Annotated in this window: 18 protein-coding genes; 3 read left to right on the plus strand and 15 right to left on the minus strand. The window is 67.8% G+C overall.

The window, feature by feature from the left end; all coding sequences use genetic code 11:
* Nucleotides 1-201 precede the first annotated feature (201 nt).
* On the plus strand, nt 202-1824 hold the full coding sequence (locus HMF7854_RS12260; RefSeq protein WP_420822364.1) for a DUF5597 domain-containing protein: 1623 nt from the start codon (nt 202-204) through the stop codon (nt 1822-1824).
* On the opposite strand, the gene HMF7854_RS12265 is transcribed toward HMF7854_RS12260, so the two are convergent.
* Complete coding sequence (locus tag HMF7854_RS12265) at nt 1821-3347, minus strand: tryptophan halogenase family protein (protein ID WP_239016970.1); 1527 nt, start codon at nt 3345-3347, stop codon at nt 1821-1823. The two genes, HMF7854_RS12260 and HMF7854_RS12265, sit on opposite strands and share 4 nt — an antisense overlap.
* 263 nt (nt 3348-3610) lie before the next feature.
* Between HMF7854_RS12265 and HMF7854_RS12270 the strand changes: the two genes are divergently transcribed.
* Complete coding sequence (locus HMF7854_RS12270; RefSeq protein WP_126719353.1) at nt 3611-6562, plus strand: TonB-dependent receptor; 2952 nt, start codon at nt 3611-3613, stop codon at nt 6560-6562.
* A 100-nt stretch (nt 6563-6662) separates the two neighbouring features.
* Here HMF7854_RS12270 and HMF7854_RS12275 read toward each other — a convergent pair whose 3' ends face one another.
* Genes HMF7854_RS12275 through HMF7854_RS12310 form a run of 9 tightly spaced genes read right to left on the minus strand, consistent with a single transcriptional unit; the run spans nt 6663 to nt 14722 of the window.
* Entirely contained in the window at nt 6663-7019 is a 357-nt protein-coding gene (locus HMF7854_RS12275) for an L-rhamnose mutarotase (RefSeq protein ID WP_126719354.1), read from the minus strand.
* Nucleotides 7019-7861 carry a fumarylacetoacetate hydrolase family protein gene (locus tag HMF7854_RS12280; RefSeq protein WP_126719355.1) on the minus strand — a complete coding sequence of 281 codons (843 nt, stop codon included), beginning with the start codon at nt 7859-7861 and terminating at the stop codon, nt 7019-7021. The genes HMF7854_RS12275 and HMF7854_RS12280 overlap by 1 nt, the downstream gene beginning before the upstream one ends.
* Before the next feature lie 9 nt (nt 7862-7870).
* Nucleotides 7871-8599, minus strand: a complete 729-nt coding sequence (locus HMF7854_RS16110; RefSeq protein WP_239016971.1) for an SDR family oxidoreductase — start codon at nt 8597-8599, stop codon at nt 7871-7873.
* A complete protein-coding gene (locus tag HMF7854_RS16115) occupies nt 8596-9798 on the minus strand; it encodes a UxaA family hydrolase (RefSeq protein WP_239016972.1) in 1203 nt (400 codons plus the stop codon). Before HMF7854_RS16115 ends, HMF7854_RS16110 begins: the two co-directional genes overlap by 4 nt.
* Nucleotides 9795-10094, minus strand: a complete 300-nt coding sequence (locus HMF7854_RS12290) for a UxaA family hydrolase (RefSeq protein ID WP_126719356.1) — start codon at nt 10092-10094, stop codon at nt 9795-9797. The genes HMF7854_RS16115 and HMF7854_RS12290 overlap by 4 nt, the downstream gene beginning before the upstream one ends.
* Nucleotides 10091-11065 (minus strand): aldo/keto reductase, encoded by a 975-nt coding sequence (locus tag HMF7854_RS12295; protein WP_126719357.1) that lies wholly within the window; start codon nt 11063-11065, stop codon nt 10091-10093. The genes HMF7854_RS12290 and HMF7854_RS12295 overlap by 4 nt, the downstream gene beginning before the upstream one ends.
* The gene (gene fucP, locus HMF7854_RS12300) at nt 11062-12309 is read right to left on the minus strand and encodes an L-fucose:H+ symporter permease (protein ID WP_126719358.1); all 1248 of its coding nucleotides are present in this window, start codon (nt 12307-12309) and stop codon (nt 11062-11064) included. The genes HMF7854_RS12295 and fucP overlap by 4 nt, the downstream gene beginning before the upstream one ends.
* Nucleotides 12306-13943, minus strand: a complete 1638-nt coding sequence (locus tag HMF7854_RS12305; RefSeq protein WP_126719359.1) for an alpha-L-fucosidase — start codon at nt 13941-13943, stop codon at nt 12306-12308. The genes fucP and HMF7854_RS12305 overlap by 4 nt, the downstream gene beginning before the upstream one ends.
* On the minus strand, nt 13943-14722 hold the full coding sequence (locus tag HMF7854_RS12310) for an SGNH/GDSL hydrolase family protein (protein WP_126720209.1): 780 nt from the start codon (nt 14720-14722) through the stop codon (nt 13943-13945). Before HMF7854_RS12310 ends, HMF7854_RS12305 begins: the two co-directional genes overlap by 1 nt.
* 218 nt (nt 14723-14940) lie before the next feature.
* Here HMF7854_RS12310 and HMF7854_RS12315 point away from each other — a divergent pair, with 218 nt between their 5' ends.
* Complete coding sequence (locus tag HMF7854_RS12315; protein ID WP_126719360.1) at nt 14941-15918, plus strand: alpha/beta hydrolase; 978 nt, start codon at nt 14941-14943, stop codon at nt 15916-15918.
* A 10-nt stretch (nt 15919-15928) separates the two neighbouring features.
* Here HMF7854_RS12315 and HMF7854_RS12320 read toward each other — a convergent pair whose 3' ends face one another.
* From HMF7854_RS12320 to HMF7854_RS12340, 5 genes are read right to left on the minus strand one after another with little or no spacing between them, the layout of a single operon-like run.
* Nucleotides 15929-16651, minus strand: coding sequence for a sulfate/molybdate ABC transporter ATP-binding protein (locus tag HMF7854_RS12320; RefSeq protein ID WP_126719361.1), 723 nt, complete (start codon nt 16649-16651; stop codon nt 15929-15931).
* A 1-nt stretch (nt 16652) separates the two neighbouring features.
* Complete coding sequence (cysW, locus tag HMF7854_RS12325) at nt 16653-17489, minus strand: sulfate ABC transporter permease subunit CysW (protein WP_126719362.1); 837 nt, start codon at nt 17487-17489, stop codon at nt 16653-16655.
* A complete protein-coding gene (gene cysT / locus HMF7854_RS12330; RefSeq protein WP_126719363.1) occupies nt 17486-18328 on the minus strand; it encodes a sulfate ABC transporter permease subunit CysT in 843 nt (280 codons plus the stop codon). Before cysT ends, cysW begins: the two co-directional genes overlap by 4 nt.
* A gap of 3 nt (nt 18329-18331) precedes the next feature.
* Nucleotides 18332-19864 (minus strand): porin, encoded by a 1533-nt coding sequence (locus HMF7854_RS12335; protein WP_221766447.1) that lies wholly within the window; start codon nt 19862-19864, stop codon nt 18332-18334.
* A gap of 33 nt (nt 19865-19897) precedes the next feature.
* Nucleotides 19898-20899: a sulfate ABC transporter substrate-binding protein gene (locus HMF7854_RS12340; protein ID WP_126719365.1), complete on the minus strand. Its 1002-nt coding sequence runs from the start codon at nt 20897-20899 to the stop codon at nt 19898-19900.
* Between the last annotated feature and the right edge of the window lie 88 nt (nt 20900-20987).

Genomic DNA, 20987 nt, shown 5'->3' on the forward strand with positions numbered 1-20987 from the left:
CCTCCCTGTTCGTCCGGTTCGCTTTAGCTCCGCAGAGCAGGGCTGCGAAGTGCTAACAGGATTTCAGGAGTAAATGCCACGACCATACTTGAACAAGGTGGATGGTCGCGTGCATGAGAGTGGGGCTCGACAAGCGGCTCGTGCCCGGCCGACAAGAAGTTCGGCGGCCCGGCGTGGCATCGCACAGGAAAGGAACTGCGGTTGCGTTATTCCCTCGGCGCGCTGGCGCTGCTGGCCCTCGCGCTGCCGGCTGCGGCATTCGCCCAGTCCGCCGCCATCCCGCATCTCGAGAGCCGCGGCGGCAAGCACGCGCTGATCGTCGACGGCGCGCCCTTCCTGATGCTCGGGGCGCAGGTCAACAACAGCAGCAACTACCCGGCCGCCCTCCCCGAGGTGTGGCCGATGCTCGACCGGATCGGCGCCAACACGGTCGAGGTGCCGGTCGCCTGGCAGCAGGTCGAGCCGGTCGAGGGCCGGTTCGACTTCTCCTTCGTGCAGACGCTGCTCGACGGTTCGCGCACCCACGACAAGCGGCTTGTCCTCCTCTGGTTCGGGACCTGGAAGAACACCTCGCCCGGCTACACGCCCGACTGGGTCAAGCTCGACAACCGCCGCTTTCCGCGCATGAAGACCAAGGACGGCAAGGACCATTATGTCCATACGCCGCTCGCCCGCTCGACGCTGGAGGCCGACAAGCGCGCCTTCGTCCGGCTGATCGAATATCTGCGCGATCACGACTCGGACCACCGGGTCATCCTCGTCCAGGTTGAGAACGAGACCGGCAGCTACGGCAGCCCGCGCGACTATTCGGCGGAAGCCGACCGGCTGTTCCGCGGCCCGGTACCCGCGGCGCTGGCGCGCGCGCTGCACAAGCAACCGGGAACCTGGACCCAGCTGTTCGGCGAGCAGGCCGACCGCGCCTTCAACACCTGGTACACCGCCCGCTACGTCGGCGAGATCGCCGCCGCGGGCAAGGCGGTGAAGCCGTTGCCGATGTACGTCAACGCCTCGCTTGGCGACCCCTTCAAGATCCCCGCTCCGACCGCGGTCGCGAGCGGCGGCCCGCAGCAAGACGTCATCGACATCTGGAAGGCCGCGGCGCCCGCGATCGATTATGCGGCGCCCGACATCTACGACCGCAAGAACGCGGACGTGACGGCCTATCTCGACGCTTACGCCCGCCCCGACAATGCGCTTGCCGTGCCGGAGATGGGGAACGCGCTCGAATATGCGCGCTACTTCTACGCCGCCGTCGGGCGCGGGGCGATCGGCTTCAGTCCGTTCGGCATGGATGACACCGGCTATTCCAACTATCCGCTCGGCGCCAAGCAGCTCGACGTCGAGACGCTGAACGCGTTCGCGCAGAAGTACCGCCTGTTCGCCAAGGCGAACCGCGACTGGGCCCGGATCGCCTTCGAGCGTCCAACTTGGGGCGTCGCAAAGCCCGATGACGGTCAGCCGCAGTCGACCACTATGGGCGACTGGACGATCAAGGCGAGCTACGGTGAGTGGCAGTTCGGTCATCGCACCGACACCTGGATCAAGTCCGAACCGCCGCCGTGGGACAAGCAGCCGGTTGGCGGCGCGGTCGTTGCCCAGCTTTCCCCCAACGAGTTCCTGCTGACCGGCGACCATGTCCGGCTGGACTTTGGCACCCGCCCGGGCGGTCCTGCCCACGGCATGGTGGTGCGCGTCGAGGAAGGCCATTTCGCGGCCGGCAAATGGGTGGTCGACCGGCTGTGGAACGGCGACCAGACCGACTATGGCATCAACCTCGTCGACCGGCCGGTGTGGCTGAAGGTGGTGATGGGCAGCTACCGCTAGGCGGCCGCCGGCGCGCGGCAATGCTCGGCGATGAAGCGCTCGTGGGGCGGCATCGCCGTCACCGCGGCGGCGATGGTCCCGCGGATCCGCGGCAGCAGTTCGGCCAGGCGCTCGGCATGGACCGCCGCCAGCGGGTCCGGGGCCGCGGGTCGGACTCCCTGCCCTTCCATCACCGCCACCCAGCTCGGCTCGAGAAACAGGTCGAACTCGGCGGGGAAGAAACGTCCGCGGCTGCGATAGAGGTCGAGCCGCTCGCGCAGCGTGTCGGGGATCGCCATCGCCCGGCAATGTTCCCAGAAGGCAGAGTCGCGCCGCTCGGTCGCGTGATAGTGAAGCACCAAGAAGTCGCGGATGCGCTCATATTCGCGCGCGGTCGCGTGGTTGTAATAGGCCAGGTCGGCGGGCGCGAAGCCGCGATCGGGGAACAGCGCCAGCAGCCGCGTGATCGCCGACTGGACGAGATGGATGCTGGTGGACTCCAGCGGTTCGAGGAACCCCGCCGCCAGACCGACGGCCAGCACGTTGCGGTTCCAGGCCACCCGCCGACGCCCGGTGGTGAAGCGGAGCCGCTTCGCTTCGGCGAGCGGTCGCCCCGCCACCGATGACCGCAGCTGCGCCTCCGCCTCGTCTGCCGAAAGGAAGGCGCTGCAGAAGACATGCCCGTTGCCTGTCCGGTGCTGCAATGGGATCCGCCACTGCCAGCCGGCCGGCCCGGCAATCGACCGCGTGTAGGGGCGTGGCGGCTCGTGCGCGCTGGTCGGCAGGGCGATCGCGCTGTCGCACGGAAGCCAGTGCCGCCAGTCCTCGTAGCCGGTCTTCAGCGCCTCCTCGATCAGCAGGCCGCGGAAACCCGAGGCGTCGATGAAGAAGTCGGCGTCAAGCGTCCGCCCGTCGCTCAGCACGACGGCCTCGATGGCCCCGTCGGCGGTCATCCGGGTCGCCACTGCGCGACCTTCGACGCGCTCCACTCCACCACCCTCCGCCACGCTCCGCAGGAAGCGGGCGTAGAGGCTGGCGTCGAAATGGAAGGCATAGCTGATGTTCGACAGCGCATTTCGCGGGTCGGGGCTTGGTCGGCAGAACCGCCCCGCGGCGGCGGCCATGCCAGGCAGGCTGTAGGCGAGCAGCGGTCCAGCCCGGTCCGCGTCGCGGCGACTCAGCTCGTGCCAGTAGCTCTGGAACGGCAGCGTGCCGAGCGAGGCTCCGAACCGCCCGAACGGATGGAAGTAGCGCTCGCCGACCGAGTGCCAGTCCTCGAACGCGATGCCGAGCTTGAAGCTCGCCTGGGTCGCCCGGACGAACGCATCCTCGTCGATCCCGAGCATCGCGTTCAGTTCGCGGATCGGCGGGATGGTCGCCTCGCCCACCCCGACGGTCCCAATCTCCTCCGACTCCAGCAGCGTGATGCGAACCCGGTCGCGGGGCAGGCTGCGGGCAAGCATGGCCGCCGCGATCCAGCCGGCAGTGCCGCCACCGACGATCAGGATGGAACGAACAGGGTCGAAGGACGCGGGACCGGACACCGCTATCCCCTAGCACGACAAGCTTCCGGGTGGAGCCCTGAGTTGCTTCATATCTAAAATTGTTACTCACTATTGAACATTCTCATTGACCGGTTTTCGTGCCGCGATTAGCAATCGCGTTCGTCAGACCTCCCCGGCACCGGCTCGGTGGACGCGAAGGGAGGCTGCGCCAGGCGAGGATAATCCGGGCACGGCCGCGCCCGGCTCCCGCACCATCAATCATCCGCCCAAGGTCACGGGCGCAGCGTTCCGGGAGAGTAGGCATGACGGCATGGTTCGGCGTTCACGGGGAAGGTCTCGGCAGGTCGCTGCTGGTCAGCGCGTCGGTGCTCGCGCTCGCCGCGGTCGGCGCGCCCGTTGCCGCGCTTGCGCAGCAAGCCCAGCCCGACCCGCAGGCTCAGGCCGACGCCAACCAGGGCGACACGCCGCCCAAGTCGACCACCGACCCCACCGCCACGCCGACGCCCGAGAACGGCTCGGTACCCCGCGACTCCACCAACCAGGCGGCTGCGGTCGCGCCGGCCGACGCGGGCGGCGAGATCGTCGTCACCGGTCTCCGCCACAGCGTCGAGACCGCGCAGGCGCTCAAGTACAACTCGGACCAGTTCGTCGACTCGATCACCGCGACCGACATCGGCAAGCTGCCCGACCGCAACGTCGCCGAGGCACTGCAGCGAATCTCGGGCGTGCAGATCAGCCGCAACTATGGCGAAGGCTCCGGCATCGCCATCCGCGGCCTGACCCAGGTCAAGACGGAGCTGAACGGCCGCGACGTGTTCGGCGGCAGCGGCGGGCGCGCGCTCGGCTTTGAGGACGTGCCGTCGGAGCTGCTCGCCGGGGTCGACGTCTACAAGGATCCGTCCGCCAAGGAGATTGAGGGCGGCATCGGCGGCCTCGTCAACCTGCGCACGCGCATGCCCTTCGACCAAAAGGGTTTCCTCGTCGCGGCAAGCATCGGCGCCAACTATTTCGACCTGTCGAAGAAGACCCGTCCAAACGGCTCGCTCCTTCTCAGCAAGATCTGGAACAACACCTCGATCGGCGACTTCGGCCTGCTCGTCGACCTGTCGTACTACGACGCTGCCTTCCGCCGCGACCAGGCAACCATCGAGCCCTATGTCCCGTCGACCACCATCCCCGGCCATGTCGGCGAGACGCTCTACCTTCCGGACGGTGCCGGCATCCAGGTCACCGAGGGCAAGCGCAAGCGGCGCGGGCTCTACGCGGCGGCGCAGTGGGATCCTGCCAGCAATCTTCACTTCTACGGGACCTTCTTCCAGTCCCGCTACAAGATCTATACTCCCAACTACTCGAGCTTCGTCACCAACAGCACGAGCAGCGACTATCTGAACTACATGCAGCCGAACAGCAGCGGCTTCAGCTTCGCCCCGGACGGGACGTTCGTGTCGGGCGGCTACAACGGCTTCGTTCCCGCCTATTCGGCGCCGCCCTACGTCAACACTGCGCTCAACGTGCTAGACAATACGCAGGTGGCCTTCTCCAAGACGGTGACCACCGACTGGGCCGGCGGCGTCAAGTGGCAGCCGACCCAGCGCCTGCACGCCGACCTCGATCTCCAGTACGAGCGGGCAACCGCGCAGACCCAGAGCTACACCGCCTTCACCCAGAAGGATCTCGCCGGCTACAATGTCGACCTCAGCGGCGGCCTCCCCTCGATCACCTTCCAGGCCCCACCCGGCGGCGCTTCCATCTACGACCTCGTGGCCTATCGCTTCACCGCGATCATGGACCATCTGGAGGACAGCGTGGCGACCCAAAAGGCCGCGCGTCTCGACCTCCAGTGGGACTTCGACGGCATCCTGACCTCGATCCAGGGCGGCCTTCGCTACACCGACCGCGAGGCGATCAACCGCAGCACGCCCTACAACTGGACTAGCGCGACCCCGACCAACGCCGACGGCAGCCCGCTTAACCTCGCCAACCCGATCTCGCAGGGCGTTCCCGCGCCCTACGGTGCGCTGTTCGGGGGCGCCGGGGCGGACATCATCGGTCCCGTGCCCTACGCCTCGGCCCATCTGTTCGACGATCCGGCGGCCGCGTTCCAGACCATCGGTGGGCGGGCGATCACCACCTTCGGTCCGCTCGACATCAACACGCAGCGCGAGAAGACCTACGCGGGCTATCTCGCCGCCTACTTCAAGTTCGACGCGGCGGTGCCGATCGACGGCAACATCGCCGTGCGGGTCGTCAAGACGGACAACAATGCGACCGGCTCGACCCGGCTCAACTATCGCCCGGACCTGCTGCCCACCACTAGCCAGGTCACCGTCGACCAGCCCTATTCGGCCTCGCAGTCCTATACGAAGCTGCTTCCGAGCATCAATTTGCGGGCGCATCTCACGCCGCAACTGCAGCTTCGCGCCGCCGCCTCCAAGGGGCTGGCGCGACCCGAGTTCTACCAGCTGAACGCCAATCGCACGCTGTCGATCGGCTACAACCAGGTGCTGAACGGAACGGTCGTCACCGGCTATGTCCCGAGCGGCACCAACACCGGTGGCGGCGGCAACCCCTATCTGAAGCCGCTCACCGTCGACCAGACCGACCTTGCGCTGGAATGGAACGCCTCGCGCTCTACCTTCCTGTACGGCACGCTGTTCTACAAGAAGCTCAAGAACTTCATCCAGGGCGTAACGTCCAACCAGCAGGTCGACGTGCCCGGCAACGGCACCCAGACCTTCCTGTACAGCGGCTACGCCAACGGAACCCGCGGCACGGTCAAAGGCGCGGAGCTCGGCGGAAACACCTTCTTCGACTTCCTGCCCGGCGCCCTCTCCGGGCTCGGGGCGCAGGCCAACGTCACCTATGTCGACAGCAGCGCCCCGGGTGCAACCGGCACGCTGGCGAACGGCCAGCAGGTCCCGACGCAGCTGCAGGGCCTGTCCAAGTGGAGCTACAACATCGTCGGGCTTTACGAGAAGTTCGGGATCAGCGCCCGCGTCGCCTACAACTGGCGCAGCAGCTACCTCGCGGATTCGGCCGGCAACGGCACCGGCGGCATCCCGATCTACAACCATGCCTACGGCCAGCTCGATGCCTCGCTGACCTACAACGTCACGCCCAAGGCCTCGATCACCGTCGACGCGACGAACCTCACCAAGGAACGCTACGACAGCTATCAATATTATCCGCAGAACCCGCGCAACTTCGAGCTTAACGATCGGCGCTTCGGGGTCACCCTCCGCCTCCGCAACTAGCGCCCGTCGATCGGCCGCCCCCTCACGAGCCCCTCACTGTCCCCGTCCGGGTACCGGCCAGCCGGTCCCGGCCGGGGACTTTTTTATGTGCCGGCCGCGCTCAGGGCTGCTCGTCGAGGGAGAAGATGCGGCGAGCTTCGATCCACTTGGTCCCGGGTTCGCTCCACGGCAGCGCCTGCTGGAACCCGTCCATCAGCCGCTCCCAGGCGACGACATCCGGGTCGTCAAGGTCGGCGGCCGCCTTCGCGGCGGGATCGAAGGCGGGGCTCGTTTCCACGATCATCGCCAGCCGGGTTCCGCAACGGAAGATCTCCATGCCGACGATCCCGGCCGCGCGGATGCTGCGGACGACGGCGGCCGGCACCGCCCCCGGTTCATGCCAGCGCTCGTAGGCGGCGATCAGCGCCGCGTCGTCCTTGAGATCGAGCAGCAACAGCCGGCGCCCGGGTTCGCCCATCAATCGGCAACGACCTGCTGGCGCTGTTCGCCCAGCTTCTCGATGCCGAGCGTCATCACGTCGCCTGCCTTCAGGTAGACCGGGGGCTTCTGCCCCATGCCGACGCCGGGCGGCGTCCCGGTCGAAATGAGGTCGCCCGGGTGAAGGGTCATGAACTGGCTCAGGTAGCTGACGAGGAACGCCGGCTTGTAGACCATCGTCGCGGTCGAGCCGTCCTGGAAGCGACGACCGTTCACCGCCAGCCACATGGCGAGCGCGGTGGGATCGCCAACCTCGTCGGCGGTCACCAGCCAGGGTCCGACCGGCCCGAACGTGTCGCAGCCCTTGCCCTTGTCCCAGGTGCCATGCCGCTCGAGCTGATACGCGCGTTCGGACACATCGTTGATGAGGCAGTATCCGGCGATGTGCTGCGGCGCCTCGTCTTCCGAAACATATTTCGCGGCGGTGCCGATCACGATGCCGAGCTCGACCTCCCAGTCGGTCTTGGTCGAGCCGCGCGGGATGCGGACCGTGTCGTTCGGTCCGATGATCGCGCTCGTCGCCTTGGTGAACAGCACAGGTTCGGGCGGAACGCTGGCCCCGGTCTCGGCCGCATGGTCAGAATAGTTGAGGCCGATGCAGAGGAACTTGCCGACCTGCCCTACGCACGGCCCCAGCCGCGGCGAACCGTCGACCGCCGGCAGCGTCTGCGAATCCAGCGCGGCCAGCCGCTCCAGCGTCGCCGGCGCGAGCGTCGCCCCCGTGACGTCCGGGATCACGCCCGACAGGTCGCGCAGCACGCCCGCGGCGTCGATCAAGCCCGGGCGCTCGCGACCCGCTTCTCCATGGCGTACCAGTTTCATGTCTCGTCCTTAGTTGATCCAGCCGCCATCCACGATGTGGGTCTGTCCGGTCGTGAAGCTCGACTCGTCGCTTGCGAGATAAAGCGCGAGCGCCGCCACCTCCGCGGGTCGGCCGAGCCGGTTCATCGGCTGGCGTGCCTCGAAATCACGGCGGGCATGCGCATAGTCGCCGGTGTCGTGCAGCCGCTGCTGCAGCGACGGCGAGTCCACCGTGCCCGGGCAGATCGCATTGCAGCGGATGCCCTGCGCGACGAAGTCGGCCGCGACCGATTTGGTCAGCCCGATCACCGCCGCCTTGGTCGTGCCGTAGGCGAAGCGGTTGGGAATGCCCTTGATCGAGCTGGCGATCGACGCGACGTTGACGATGCTGCCCCCGCCCGCCGCCAGCATGGCGGGGAGATAGGCGCGGATCGTCCGGTACATCGCGGTGACGTTGAGTTCGTTCGACAGCGCCCAGCTATCCTCGTCGCAGTCGAGCAGGCTGCCGTGGTGAACGAAGCCGGCGCAGTTCAGCAGCACGTCGACCGGCCCGGTCCGCTCGGGCATGGCGGCGATCGCCCGTGCATCGCGGACATCGAGTTTCATGGTGGTGCAGTCGAGCCCAACCAGCTTGGCCGCATCGACGTCGGTGGCGAACAGCTGCGCACCTTCGGCGATGAACAGCTCGGCGCTGGCACGACCGATCCCCTGCCCCGCCGCGGTGATGAGGACGCGCTTGCCGGCCAGCCGCCCGCTCACGACATGGATCTCGCCGGCATGCAGGCGGGACCGCTCGGCTCGAAGCTCTTGTAGGTGAGGATGAATTCCTGATGCCCGAGCGCCTCCGACGCGCTGCGCTCGCCGCTCGCGACCGCCAGCGTCCGCTCGTAGATCTCGGCGCCGACCTCCTCGATGCTCGCCGCACCTTCGAGGATCCGGCCCGCGTTGACGTCCATGTCGTCGGCCAGCCGCCGGGCGGTCTCCGGATTGGCGAAGATCTTGATGACGGGGGCGATCGCCGAGCCGACCACCGACCCGCGGCCGGTGGTGAACAGGTTCACATGCGCGCCGCAGGCCATCAGCTCGACGATCTCCGCATTGTCCGAGATGTTGGGGAAGCCGAAGCGCGGCTCGCCGTCGGGAACGACGTCGAGCATGTAGAGTCCGCCTGGCGGGGGGACGTCGCCCGGCTTGACGATGCCGGAGATGGGCGAGCTGCCGGACTTGGAATAGGCGCCCATCGACTTCTCCTCCTGGGTCGTCAGCCCGCCCTCGGCATTGCCGGGCGCGAAGCTGCCGAAGCCCATGATCGTGTAGTAGCGCTCCGCCTTGGCGACGCTCGCCATCAGCTCCTGCCCGAGCTCGGATGTCACCGCCCGCTCGGCCATCACCGCCTCGCAGCCGACGAGCTCGCCCGTCTCCTCGAAGATGCAGGTCGCGCCCTCGGCGACGAGGCGGTCGAACGCGCGACCGACCGCCGGGTTGGCGGAGATGCCGCTGGTCCCGTCGGACCCGCCGCAGATGGTGCCGACCACCAGTTCGCCGACGTCCATCGTTCCGCGGGTCGCGAGGTCGGCCGCGGCCTTGACGCGCCGCACCGCCTCCAGCCCGGCGGCGATCGTCGCCGCGGTGCCGCCGACCTCCTGGATCACGAGCGTCTCGACCGGTCGGCCGCTCGCGGCCACCGTCGCGGCCAGGGACTCGCGGTTGAAGCTTTCGCAGCCGAGCGAGACGATCACCAGCCCACCGACATTCGGGTGGGTCGCGATCGCCTTCATCACCTTGTCGGCATAGCTGTTGGGATAGCAGCCCGGGAATCCGATCAGGTGGACATCGAGGTCGTCGGCCTTGTCGACGATGCGACGCGCGACATGGTGCGCGCACTCGACCAGATAGGCGACCGCGACGACATTGCGGATGCCCTTGCGACCGTCCGCGCGAAGCCAGGCGGGGATCATGGATGCGTGCTCCGTTCGAGCGTGTCGCGCGCATGGCTCGCGATATAGTCGCTCTTCATATTGTGCAGGTGAACATGCGCGCCGCGCTCGGCGGCGACCGTCATGGACCCGATCGACACGCCATATTTGACGACCTTCTCGCCGGCGCTCAGCGGGCGGCGCGCCAGCTTGTGACCGACGTCGATGGCCTCGGCCGCGGGGACCGCTTCACCGTCCAGCAGGATCGGCTCGCCGGGGCCGATCGGCGCGATGGCGACCAGGATGTTGTCGGCCGGGTGGAGCAGGATGGCGTTCACAGCGCGGGCTCGGCGGACAGGGCAAGCGCGGCGGCGCGCCAGAAGTCGGCCGGGATCGCCGCCGCCTCATAGTCCAGCGTCGCCTCGACCTGCGCTCGGCCGACCAGCCCGGGGATGACCGACGCCACCTGCGGATGGCGCAACGGGAACTGCAGCGCCGCGGCAGGGAGCGCGATCCCGAACTCGCGCGCCACGGTCTCCAGCCGCCCGGTCGCCGCGACCACCGGCAACGGCGCCGTGCCATAGTCGAAATGCGCCGTCCGGGAACGACTGCCCTCGACGAGGATGCCGCTATTGTACGGGCCGCCGATGATGACCCGCGTGCCGGTGTCGGCACAGCGGTCGAGCAGCGGCAGCGCCCGGTCCGGCTCCAGCAATGTGTAGCGGCCAGCGAGCAGGATGACGTCCAGCGGCACGCGGTCGAGCAGTTCGTGGCATACCGCCAGCTCGTTGACGCCGATGCCGATCGCGCCGACCGCCCCGTCGGCCTTGAGGTCCGACAGGGCGCGATAGCCGCCGTCGAGAAAGGTCGTCAGCTGGCGCTGGTGATCGGCGCCGTGGGTCAGCGCTCCGAGGTCGTGGGCGAGCAGCACGTCGATCCGCTCGCGCCGGAGACGGCGGCGGCTCTCCTCCACGCTGCGGAGCACGCCGTCGTGCGAATAGTCGAACCGCGGTTCGAACCCGGGCGCATCCACGAAGCCGTGCCGCTCGGCCGCCCGGCTGTCCGTCGGATCGAGCAGCCGGCCGACCTTGGTCGCGACGATCGCCCGCTGGTCGGGATTGTGGAGCGCCAGCGCGCGGCCGAGACGGTCCTCGGCCATGCCGAAGCCGTAGTGCGGCGCCACGTCGAAATAGCCGATCCCGCCCTCGAGCGCCGCCGCGACCGTATCCTCTGCGACCGCGTCGGCAACCGCTCGATAGAGATTGCCGATCCCGGCACAGCCCATCCCGAGACGCGGGAGCGCGATCATGGCCGAAGCCTTCCCGCCAGCAGGCCGAACAGCGCCACGACCGTAAAGCAGAGCGCTGGCACGACCATCGCCCGGATCATCGAGCCCGCCGCGTCGGACACCAGCCCCATAATCGCCGGGAACACCGCCCCGCCGACGATCGCCATGACCAGCAGCGCGGCCGCCGACTTGGTCCGCGCGCCGAGGCCGCTGACCGCCTCCGCGAAGATGGTCGGGTACATGACCGACATGAGGAAGCTGCTGGCGACCAGCGCGGCGATGCCGGCTCCGCCGCCGACCAGCGCCGCCATCAGGCAGCACAGCGCCGCCGCGCCGGCGAAGCCGCTCAGCAGCGGCAGGGGGCGGACCCTGCTCATCAGCGCCGCTCCCGCGAAGCGGCCAACCATGAACAGGACGAGCGAGGCGGTGAGATAGTCCGCGGCGGTGCGCTCGGCGGTGCCGGGGACCGCCTGCTGCGAATAGCGGATGAGAAAGCTCCAGACGCCGACCTGCGCGCCGACATAGAAGAATTGCGCGGCGACCCCGGCGAGCAGCCGCGGGGCGCGCAGCAGCGAGCGGAAGTCGGCCCAGGCGCCGACGCCCTCGTCCACGTCGCTGCGCGTGGCGACGTCCGGAAAGGGCGTCAGCCGGATCAGCACCGCCCAGCCGAGCACCGCGAGCGCGATCGCCAGATAGGGAAGCTGGACCGCTGCCGCCTCGCTGGCGCGGGTGGCGGCCAGCGGCTCCGCCGTCGGGGGGGCGCCCGACAGGATGAAGCTGCGCCCGATCAGAACGCCGGTGATCGAGCCGAGCGGGTTGAAGGCCTGCGCGAGGTTGAGCCGCTGCGAGGCCCGCTCGGGGTCGCCGAGCCGGGCGATCAGGGGGTTGGCCGAGGTCTCGAGGAAGCCCAGCCCGCTGGCGATCACGAACAGGGCGAGCAGGAAGAAGGGATAGCTCTGCGCGCCCGCCGCCGGCCAGAACAGCAGCGCGCCCGCGCCGTAGAGCAGCAGCCCGACCAGCACCGCGGCGCGGTAGCCGTTGGCGCGCATGAACAAGGCGGCGGGGATCGCGAGGCAGAAATAGCCGAGGTAGAAGGCCGACTGAACCAGCCCCGCCTGGAAGTCGCTGAGGGTGAACAGCCGCTTGAAATGGGCGATAAGGACATCGTTGAGGTTATTCGCCACCCCCCACAAGAAAAACAGCGCAACAATCAGCACGAATGGCAGCACGCGCCGGCCGGCGTACGTCGAGGCGACGCTGCTCATGCCAGTCCGCGCCCGTCCAGCCGTACCGCCGGCACGAACCCGCCACGAGTGTTCGTCGGGAAGTCGAGATGGAGCCCCGCTTCATCCTGCCGGTGCGGGATCGGGCCGCCGCCAAGCAGCGTCACCCGTTCGATCGTCCCGGGCACCTGCCCGCGCCCCAGCGACATGATCGTCGCCGCACCCGACGGCCACTTCAGGAACAGCGCGTAGAGCGCCCCCCGGTTGGTGGTGAAGCGGATGTCCTGCGCCGTGAATGGCTTGGCCGCGCCCTCGTTCTGCATGCCCGCGGCGGGCGTCGTCGGCCCCTCCCCGAACCGCCGCCATGGCCGCGAACCGAAGATCGCCTCTCCGTTCACCGCCACCCACGCGCTCATGCCGTCGAGGATTTTCTCCTCCTCGCTGTCGATTGCGCCATGACCCGGCAGCGGGATGGACAGGAGCAGGTTGCCGTTCTTCGACACGACATCGGCCAGCCGCTGCATGACCTCTTCGGCGGTCTTGTAGCTTCGATCGGTCAGCCGCCCGCGATTGTAGAACCAGTCACCAATGCAGGTGTCGGTCTGCCATGGCTCTTCCCACAGATGATCGGTAAAACCCCGCTCGACGTCCTGAACAAGTGCGAACCGCTCGTTCGGCTTGAGCTGCTTGGCCGTCAGCACCACGTCGATCTTGCCATGCCACTGGATAGAGCGATTGTAATAATCGGCGGCTGCCTCCAGCCCGACGGGTCCGAACGGCAATTCGTAATCGTCGAAGTAGCAGAGGTCCGGCTTGTAGCGCGCGATCAGATCGGTTTGGCGGAGCAGCCATTTGGCGACATAGCTGCGGCCGCGTGCGCCGGGCGGTGCGGTTTCCACCCACTGCCCATCGTGCTGGTCGTGCCACTTGTTCATCGCCTCGGTGCTGGCGAGACCCGGCGGCGCAACGGCATAGGGGCCGTTGTAGAGTTCCTGCGGATCTAGCCCGTTCCACCAGCGGCCATGTCCGTCGGTCTTGCGCAGGCGGAACGCGTCGTAGCGCTGTCCCTTGTGCGAGCCGACCGGATCATAGCCGTAGGCGGTCTGGTACCAGTGCCAGCTGTGGGCCGCATGATTGGACACGCCAAACTTCAGTCCCGCGCGCCGCGCCGCCTTTTCCCAAGTACCGACCACGTCGCGCCGCGGCCCGACCCGGAGGCTGTTCCAGGCGTGATAGCGGCTGTCATAGCAGTCTAGATTGTCGTGGTGGCAGGCCAGCGCGACGAAGTATTTCGCGCCGGCGCGGACGTAGCGCGCGATCAGCACATCGGGGTCCCACCGCTCCGCCTTCCAGCGGTTCTGGATGTCCTTCATCCCCTCGACCGTCGGATGCCCGTAGGTCCGGCGGTGATGGTCGTACATATAGTGGCCCTGCTGGTACATGAAGCGCCCGTACCAGTCGCCCATCTCCGGGACCGACTGGGGACCCCAGTGCGCCCACAACCCGAGCTTCGCGTCGCGGAACCAGTCGGGATAGCGATAATGATCGACCAGCGACGGCCATTCCGGCCGGACAGGGCCGACGGCGGTCCCCATCGGGCTCGCGGCCCGAACCGCCTGCGCGGCGGCCAGCGCCGCGCCAGCCGCGAGCAGGGTCCGACGGTCGACCTCGTGCATCAGCGCCCGCCCAGAGTCTGGCGGATCGCCGCGCGGGCGAGCGGCGCCATGATCGCGTAGCCGGCCGCGGTCGGATGGACCCCGTCGCTCGAGAGCCCCGGTCGCATCCCGCGATCGGATCCGGCCAACGCGGAAAAATAATCTAGGTAGGTGAACCGGTTCGTGCGCGCGTAGGATTTCAGCCAGGCGTTGATGGCCGCGATCTGCGGCACCGGCTGTTTGTCCGGGCTCCACGGGAAGGCCGCGGCCGGCGGAACGGAGGCGAGGATGACCTTGATCCCGTGCGCCCGGGCCAGTTCGGCCATGCTGGCGATATTCCCCTCGACCGTCGCGATCGTCGCTGCGCCGGTATTGCCGGCGATGTCGTTGGTTCCCGCCATGATGTGGACCGCCGCGGGATGCAGTTCGAGCACGTCGCGATGGAACCGGACCAGCATCTGAGGGGTGGTCTGCCCGCTGATCCCGCGGTCGACCAACCCGTCGACGAAGAAGCCCTTGTCGAGATTGATCCAGTTGTCGGTGATCGAGTCGCCCATGAAGACGACCCGCACCTTCTGCGCGCCGAGCGTGGCATTCTGGGCGGCGTAGCGGCACAGCTGCCCGAAGTCGCGAGTCAGCATGTGCAGGTTCCACATCTGCCAGCCGCCGCCGCTCGGTGCCGGGTGCTGGGGACAGGGATCGGCGACGATGCCGACCGGATCATCCGCATAGGGGTCGCCTGGGACCTTCGTCTGCGCGAGCGCAGGGCCGGCCAGCACCAGGCTGACAGCCAACGCCATCCAGCCGGTCGATTGCACTGTCCTGCCCGACACGATCATTCTCCTCAACCGAAGCGCCGACAACGTCCCAGCGCCGCATTTCGCCTGATGCCGACGCGACACGGCGAACAAGACTGGTTAAGCAGAGCAAGGCTCATTAAGCAACGGATGTGAAAGCCGTTTTCATATTTGAACGCATTGAAATCCGGCCAGCCGAGTGGTTGTGAGGAGTGACATCGATGATGGATCATGCGAGCAGGCGCGACCTGCTACGGGGAGCCGCCATTCTCGGCGCCATTGGTTCCACGGGCCCGGCCTGGGGTCAGACACTCCCGACTGACGAGGTCCTGCCGCTCTGGCCCAACGTCATCCCCGGCGATCTCCACCGCCACCCGCCGCGCAAGGTCGACGATCAGTCTCATGGCAAAGGCGCGCCCGATCGCTGGGTCGAAGGTATCTCTCAGCCCATGCTGGTGGTCCGCCGTCCCGCTCGCCCGACCGGCGCCGGCGTGCTCGTCATTCCCGGCGGCGGCTATGGCTTCCTGTCCTACGACAATGAGGGCACCAGTCAGGCCGCCTGGCTCAACGCGCGCGGCATTACCGCCTTCATCCTCCTCTATCGGCTACCGGCCGAAGGCTGGTCGCAGCGCCAGCTCGTTCCGCTGCAGGACGCGCAACGGGCAATGCGCCTGATCCGCTCGCGCTCAGCGTCGCTGCAGGTATCGCCGTCGCGGCTCGCGGTACTGGGTTTCTCCGCCGGCGGCCATCTCGCCGGCTCGCTCGCAACCCGTTTCTCCGAGCCGACCTACGCGCCGGTCGATGCGGCCGACCGCCTCTCGGCCCGGCCGGATCTCGCCGCCCTCGTCTACCCCGTCGTCAGCATGGCAGCGCCGTTCACCCATGGCGGGTCGCGCGACAATCTGCTCGGGCCGGATGCCGCCACCGACCTCCGACAGGCCGCCTCGGTGGAGACCCGCGTCACTGGGGACACGCCGCCAAGCTTCCTGGTCCATGCCGGCGATGACGGACTCGTCCCGGTGGCCAACAGCATCGCGCTCTACAATGCGCTGCTGGCCGCGCGCCGGCCCGCCGAGCTGAACCTGTTCGACGAGGGCGGACATGGCTTCGGGACCCGCCTGCCCGCCGCGATGCCCGGTGCGGACTGGCCGCAGCTGCTGCACCGTTTCGCCGTTCGCAAGGGCGTCTTCACCGCCTGACGCCGCGGCGTCAGCTCCCGGCGACGAACTCCGCCACGAAGGGGGAGGCTGGACTGGCGACGATGGCCTCGGGCCGGTCGAACTGCTCGAGCCGACCCTCGTGGAGCACCGCGACCCGGTCGGCGAGCGCGAACGCCTCTTCCTGGTCATGGGTGACGAAGACACTGGTGAGCTTCAGCTCGTCGTGGATCTGGCGGAGCGCACCGCGCAGTTCGCGGCGAACCTTGGCATCGAGCGCGCCGAACGGCTCGTCGAGCAGCAGGATGCGCGGCCGGCGGGCAAGCGCCCGGGCCAGAGCCACCCGCTGCCGCTGCCCGCCCGACAGTTGCGCGGGGAAGCGCTGCTCGAGCCCGGGCAGGCGGACCAGCTCGAGCAGTTCGGCCACCCGCTCGCGGATCGCCGCCCGCCCCGGACGCTCACTCCGGGGCAGGACTGACAGGCCGAATGCGATGTTGTCGGCCACCGTCATGTGCCCGAACAGCGCATAATGCTGGAACACGAAGCCGATCCCGCGCCTCGCCGCGCGCACCCGGGTCATGTCGGTTTGGCCGAACCGGATCCGCCCCGCATCGGGCACCTCGAGTCCGGCGAGGATCCGCAGCAGGGTCGTCTTGCCCGAACCCGACGGCCCGAGCAGCGCGACGAACTCCCCGTCCTCGATGCCGAGGCTTACTCCGCCCAGCGCGGGATAGTCGCTGAACCGCTTGGCGATCTCGTCGATGCGAATGCCCATCTCAGCGCCGGACGGCGAGCTCGTCGCGGTGTCGCCACTCGAGGAGCCCGCGAAGAGCAAGGGTGACGAGGGCGAGGAGCGCGAGGAGGCTGGCGACGGCGAAGGCACCGACAAAGTCGTAGTCATTGTAGAGCACCTCGACATGGAGCGGCATCGTGTTGGTTTCGCCGCGGATATGACCGGACACAACGCTCACCGCCCCGAATTCGCCCATCGCCCGGGCATTGCACAACAGGACGCCGTAGAGCAGCGCGAAGCGGATGTTGGGGAGCGTAATGCGGCGGAACGCCTGCCAGCCCGACGCACCGAGGGTCAGCGCCGCCTCTTCCTCCGCTCGACCCTGGGTGGCCATCAGGGGGATGAGCTGGCGGGCGATGTAGGGGAAAGTCACGAATACGGTGGCGAGGATCAGACCGGGAAGCGCGAAGACGATCTGGACGCCGCGGTCCTGGAGGAACGGACCAAACCAGCCACTCGCCCCAAACAGCATCACGAAGACCAGCCCCGACACGACCGGCGAGACCGAGAACGGAAGCTCGATGAGCGTAACCAGCAACTGCTTGCCGGGGAAACGATATTTGGCGATCGCCCAGGCCGCCGCGATGCCGAACACCATGTTCAGCGGCACGCTGATCGCCGCCACCAGCAAGGTCAGCCGGATCGCCGCGAGCGCGTCGGGTTGGCGAACCGCGGACGCCCAAGCCGCAACGCCTTGTCGAAACGCCTCGAACAGCACGGTGCCCAACGGCAGCAGCAGCATCAACCCCAGATAGAGCAGCGCTACCGCGAGCAGGGCCGCCCGGACTGGTGCGGGCTCGCGAAGGTGCGGCGCGGTCATGACGAGCGGCCGCGTTGCCAGCGCTGCAGCAGGTTGAGCAGCAGCAGCAGGACGAAGCTCACTGCCAGCATCACCGTCGCGATCGCCGCGGCCCCGGCATAATCATATTCCTCGAGCCGGGTGACGATCAGCAGGGGCGAGATCTCGGACTTGTAGGGCATGTTGCCGGCGATGAAGATGACCGATCCATATTCCCCGGCCCCGCGCGCGAAGGCGAGCGCGAAGCCGGTGGCGAGCGCGGGGAAGAGCGTGGGGAGGATGATCCGCCGGAAGGTCTGCCAGCGGGTCGCCCCCAGCGTCAGGGCCGCCTCCTCCTGCTCGGACGAGACTTCGGCGAGCACTGGCTCAAGCGTCCGGACGATGAACGGCAACCCGATGAACAGCAGCGCGACGAAAATGCCGAGCGGCGTGTAGGCGACCCGGATGCCGTGCGCGGCGAGCGGCGCGCCGAGCAGCCCGGTATCGGCGTAAAGCGTCGTCAGCGCGATCCCGGCCACCGCGGTCGGGAGTGCGAACGGCAGGTCGATCATGGCCCCGAACAGCCGCTTGCCGGGAAAGGAGTAGCGGACCAGCACCCAGGTAACGAGCAGTCCGAACAAGGCGTTCACCGCGGCCGCCAGTAGCGCCGTCCCAAAGGTCAGCCGGTACGAGGCGAGCGCCCGCGGATTGAACGCCGCGCCGGCGAAATGCGCCCAGCCCTCCCCCGCGCTGCGCGCCATCAGCGTCGACAGCGGCAGCAGCACAATCAACCCAAGCCAGAACAGGGTGACCCCGATTGCCAGCGGAAACCCGGGCAGTGGATCGCGTAGTCGCGCTAAAGGCAGCAGCATTCCGGGCATGGGCTAGAAGTCCAGGTGAAGCCGAGTCGCCAGAACATCGCCCTTGGTCACATTGCCGACCGGATCAAGCGGCGTGTTGTCGCCCCAGAAGTGAATGACGTTGGTCATCAGCTTCAGATAGGGGTTCAAGTACCAGTTGAGGCCCAGCGTCAGGCTGCGTGCTCGGTTGCCTGCGCGGGCCCCAACTGGCGTGCCGGCAAGGTCGAGCCAGTCGTACCTTGCCGCCACTTCAAACGCCCCCAACCCGTCCTTGCCGAGCTCGTGAGCGGGGCGAACCCGATCGAAGTTGCCGCTCTTGAACGGGCGCGTCTCGCCGGTCAGGAGATAGCTCAGCGCGGCATAGGCACCCGTGAAATGCGCGTCGCCAAGCGTGGGCCGCTTGGCCCACAGGCGGCCGGCCTCCCCGAACGCCGTGAACGGTCCGAACACCGCCGCCGCTTCTGCGCCCGCGTAGGTCAGGTCGCGAACCCCGGTGATCACGCCACTGTCGGCAATGTTGCCGTTGTCGATCCGGATGTTCGGCCGCTCGGTTAGACGAACCGCGTCCGCCGTATCACCGCTCTTAAGGCTCCGGCGATAATAGCTTGCGACTCCCAGGTGGATGATCCGCCCGCTGTCGAACAGCGGCTCCCAGGTGGCACGACCATTGAACCCCCAACTCTCGTCGGGCGTGTTGGTGACCGATGTCGCGGTCGAGCGGCCGACGCTTTCATTGTCGCCGAACACGCCGCCGGCGACGTTGATCGTCTCGCGCGGCGCCCAAGCGGCCGACACACCAATCCGCCGTTCGGCCCCGGCGTTGCCGAACGCGTTGGTGAACATGCCGCGCTCGAGGAAGAGATTGTAATTGTCGCTATTGTTCGACTCCAGCCCGAACGGCGCCTTGTGCTGGCCGACCGTCAGCAGCAGCTTGGGTATCTTGCTGTACTGGACATAGGCGTCGGTCAGGGTCACCACGTTGCCGGCGAAATCGACCTCGAGCCGGTAGTTGAACCACTTGAAGGCGGTACCCTCGAAGCCGAGCCTTGCACGGCGGAAGCCGGTGCCATCGTTGTAGTCGTAGCCGCCCCGCCGCTCATCGAAATGGGCAAAGTCGGCATCGATCACGCCACGCGGCTTGAAGGTGAAGTTGCCGGCGGTGTCGCTGGTGCTCGGCGCCCATCCCCATTGCGACTGCTTGGCCGAGCGGGTCTCGACCGTCTGCAGCCGATCCTGGTTGAGTTCGGCCTGCTGCTCGAGCTGTGCGTTGCGCGCTTCCAGCTGCCTGACCCGGGTCTCGAGCGCGTTGAGGCGGTCGAGTACCGGGTTGCCCGTCGGCGCGAGAGCCGGTGCGGGCGCGGTCGCCTCGTTGTCGGCCGGAACCAGCGTATCGAGCCCGCTGCCATCGCTTCCGAACGAGGGAGCGGAGGTCGGAGGCACGGTGGGCTGGTCGTTGGGCGACGGGGCTTCCGCGACCGGCGGCCGAGAGGCCGGCTGGGCAAGCGCTTGGTTGGCGAGGACGAGCGCCGAGGCGCCCGCCAGGAGCAGGTTGTTCATCATGTGATCCCCTTGGTTCGGCGTCTGCCGGCGTCAGCGGCGCGAGGCTTCCAGCACCTGGTCGAACATGCCGCCGTCGTTGAAGTGGAACTTCTGCGCGTTGGTCCAGCCGCCGAAGTTTCGATCGATGGTGAACAGCTTCATGTTCGGGAACCGGCTTTTGTACTTGGCGGCAACTGCCGGATTGCGCGGGCGGAAGCCGTGGCGGGCGATGATCTCCTGCGCCTCGGGCGTGTAGAGGAACTGGAGATACGCCTCGGCGAGCTTGCGCGTGCCCTTGCGGTCGACGTTGCGGTCGACCAGCGAGACCGGCGGTTCGGCAAGGATGGAGTAGCTTGGGACGACCATCTGGAACTTGCCGCGGCCGATCTGGTCGACCGCGAGCCGGGCCTCGTTCTCCCACGCGATCAGCACGTCGCCCTGGCCGCGCTCGACGAAGGTGGTGGTCGCCCCACGCGCGCCGCTGTCGAGCACCGGCACGTTGTGGAACAGCCGGGTCATGAACTCTTTCGCCTTGGCCGGCGTGCCATATTTGGCGCGCGCATAGCCCCAGCCGGCGAGATAGTTCCAGCGCGCCCCGCCACTGGTCTTCGGATTGGGCGTGATGACCTTGACGTCGGGCCTGACGAGGTCGTTCCAGTCTTGGATCTTCTTGGGGTTGCCGGCGCGGACCACGAACACGATCGTCGAGTAATAAGGGGTCGAGTTCAGCGGCAGCCGAGTCTGCCAGTTCGGGGCGATCAGTCCGCGGCGGGCGATCTCGTCGATGTCGTAGGCGAGCGCGAGGGTGACGACGTCGGCGGGGAGCCCGTCGATGACCGAGCGGGCCTGCTTGCCTGAGCCGCCATGGCTCATCCGGACGTTGACCGGGCGCCCCAGCCGCCGCGTGAAGGCGGCATTGAGATCCTGATAAAGCTCGCGCGTAGGATCGTAGGAAACATTCAGAAGCTGGGCCGTTTGAGCCCGCGCAGGATACGAGCCGATCGCGGCTCCCGCGATGGCCAGGCCGAGGATCAGCTGACGGGCGATAGGCATTCGGCGACTCCCCTGATGACCCGATAATCTTTATTGTCCTGTACTCTACTAGACAACTAGGGTTATCTCTGTTCGGCTCCTCTCGACA

This window comes from Sphingomonas ginkgonis (assembly GCF_003970925.1).
Classification (GTDB): Bacteria; Pseudomonadota; Alphaproteobacteria; order Sphingomonadales; family Sphingomonadaceae; genus Sphingomicrobium; species Sphingomicrobium ginkgonis.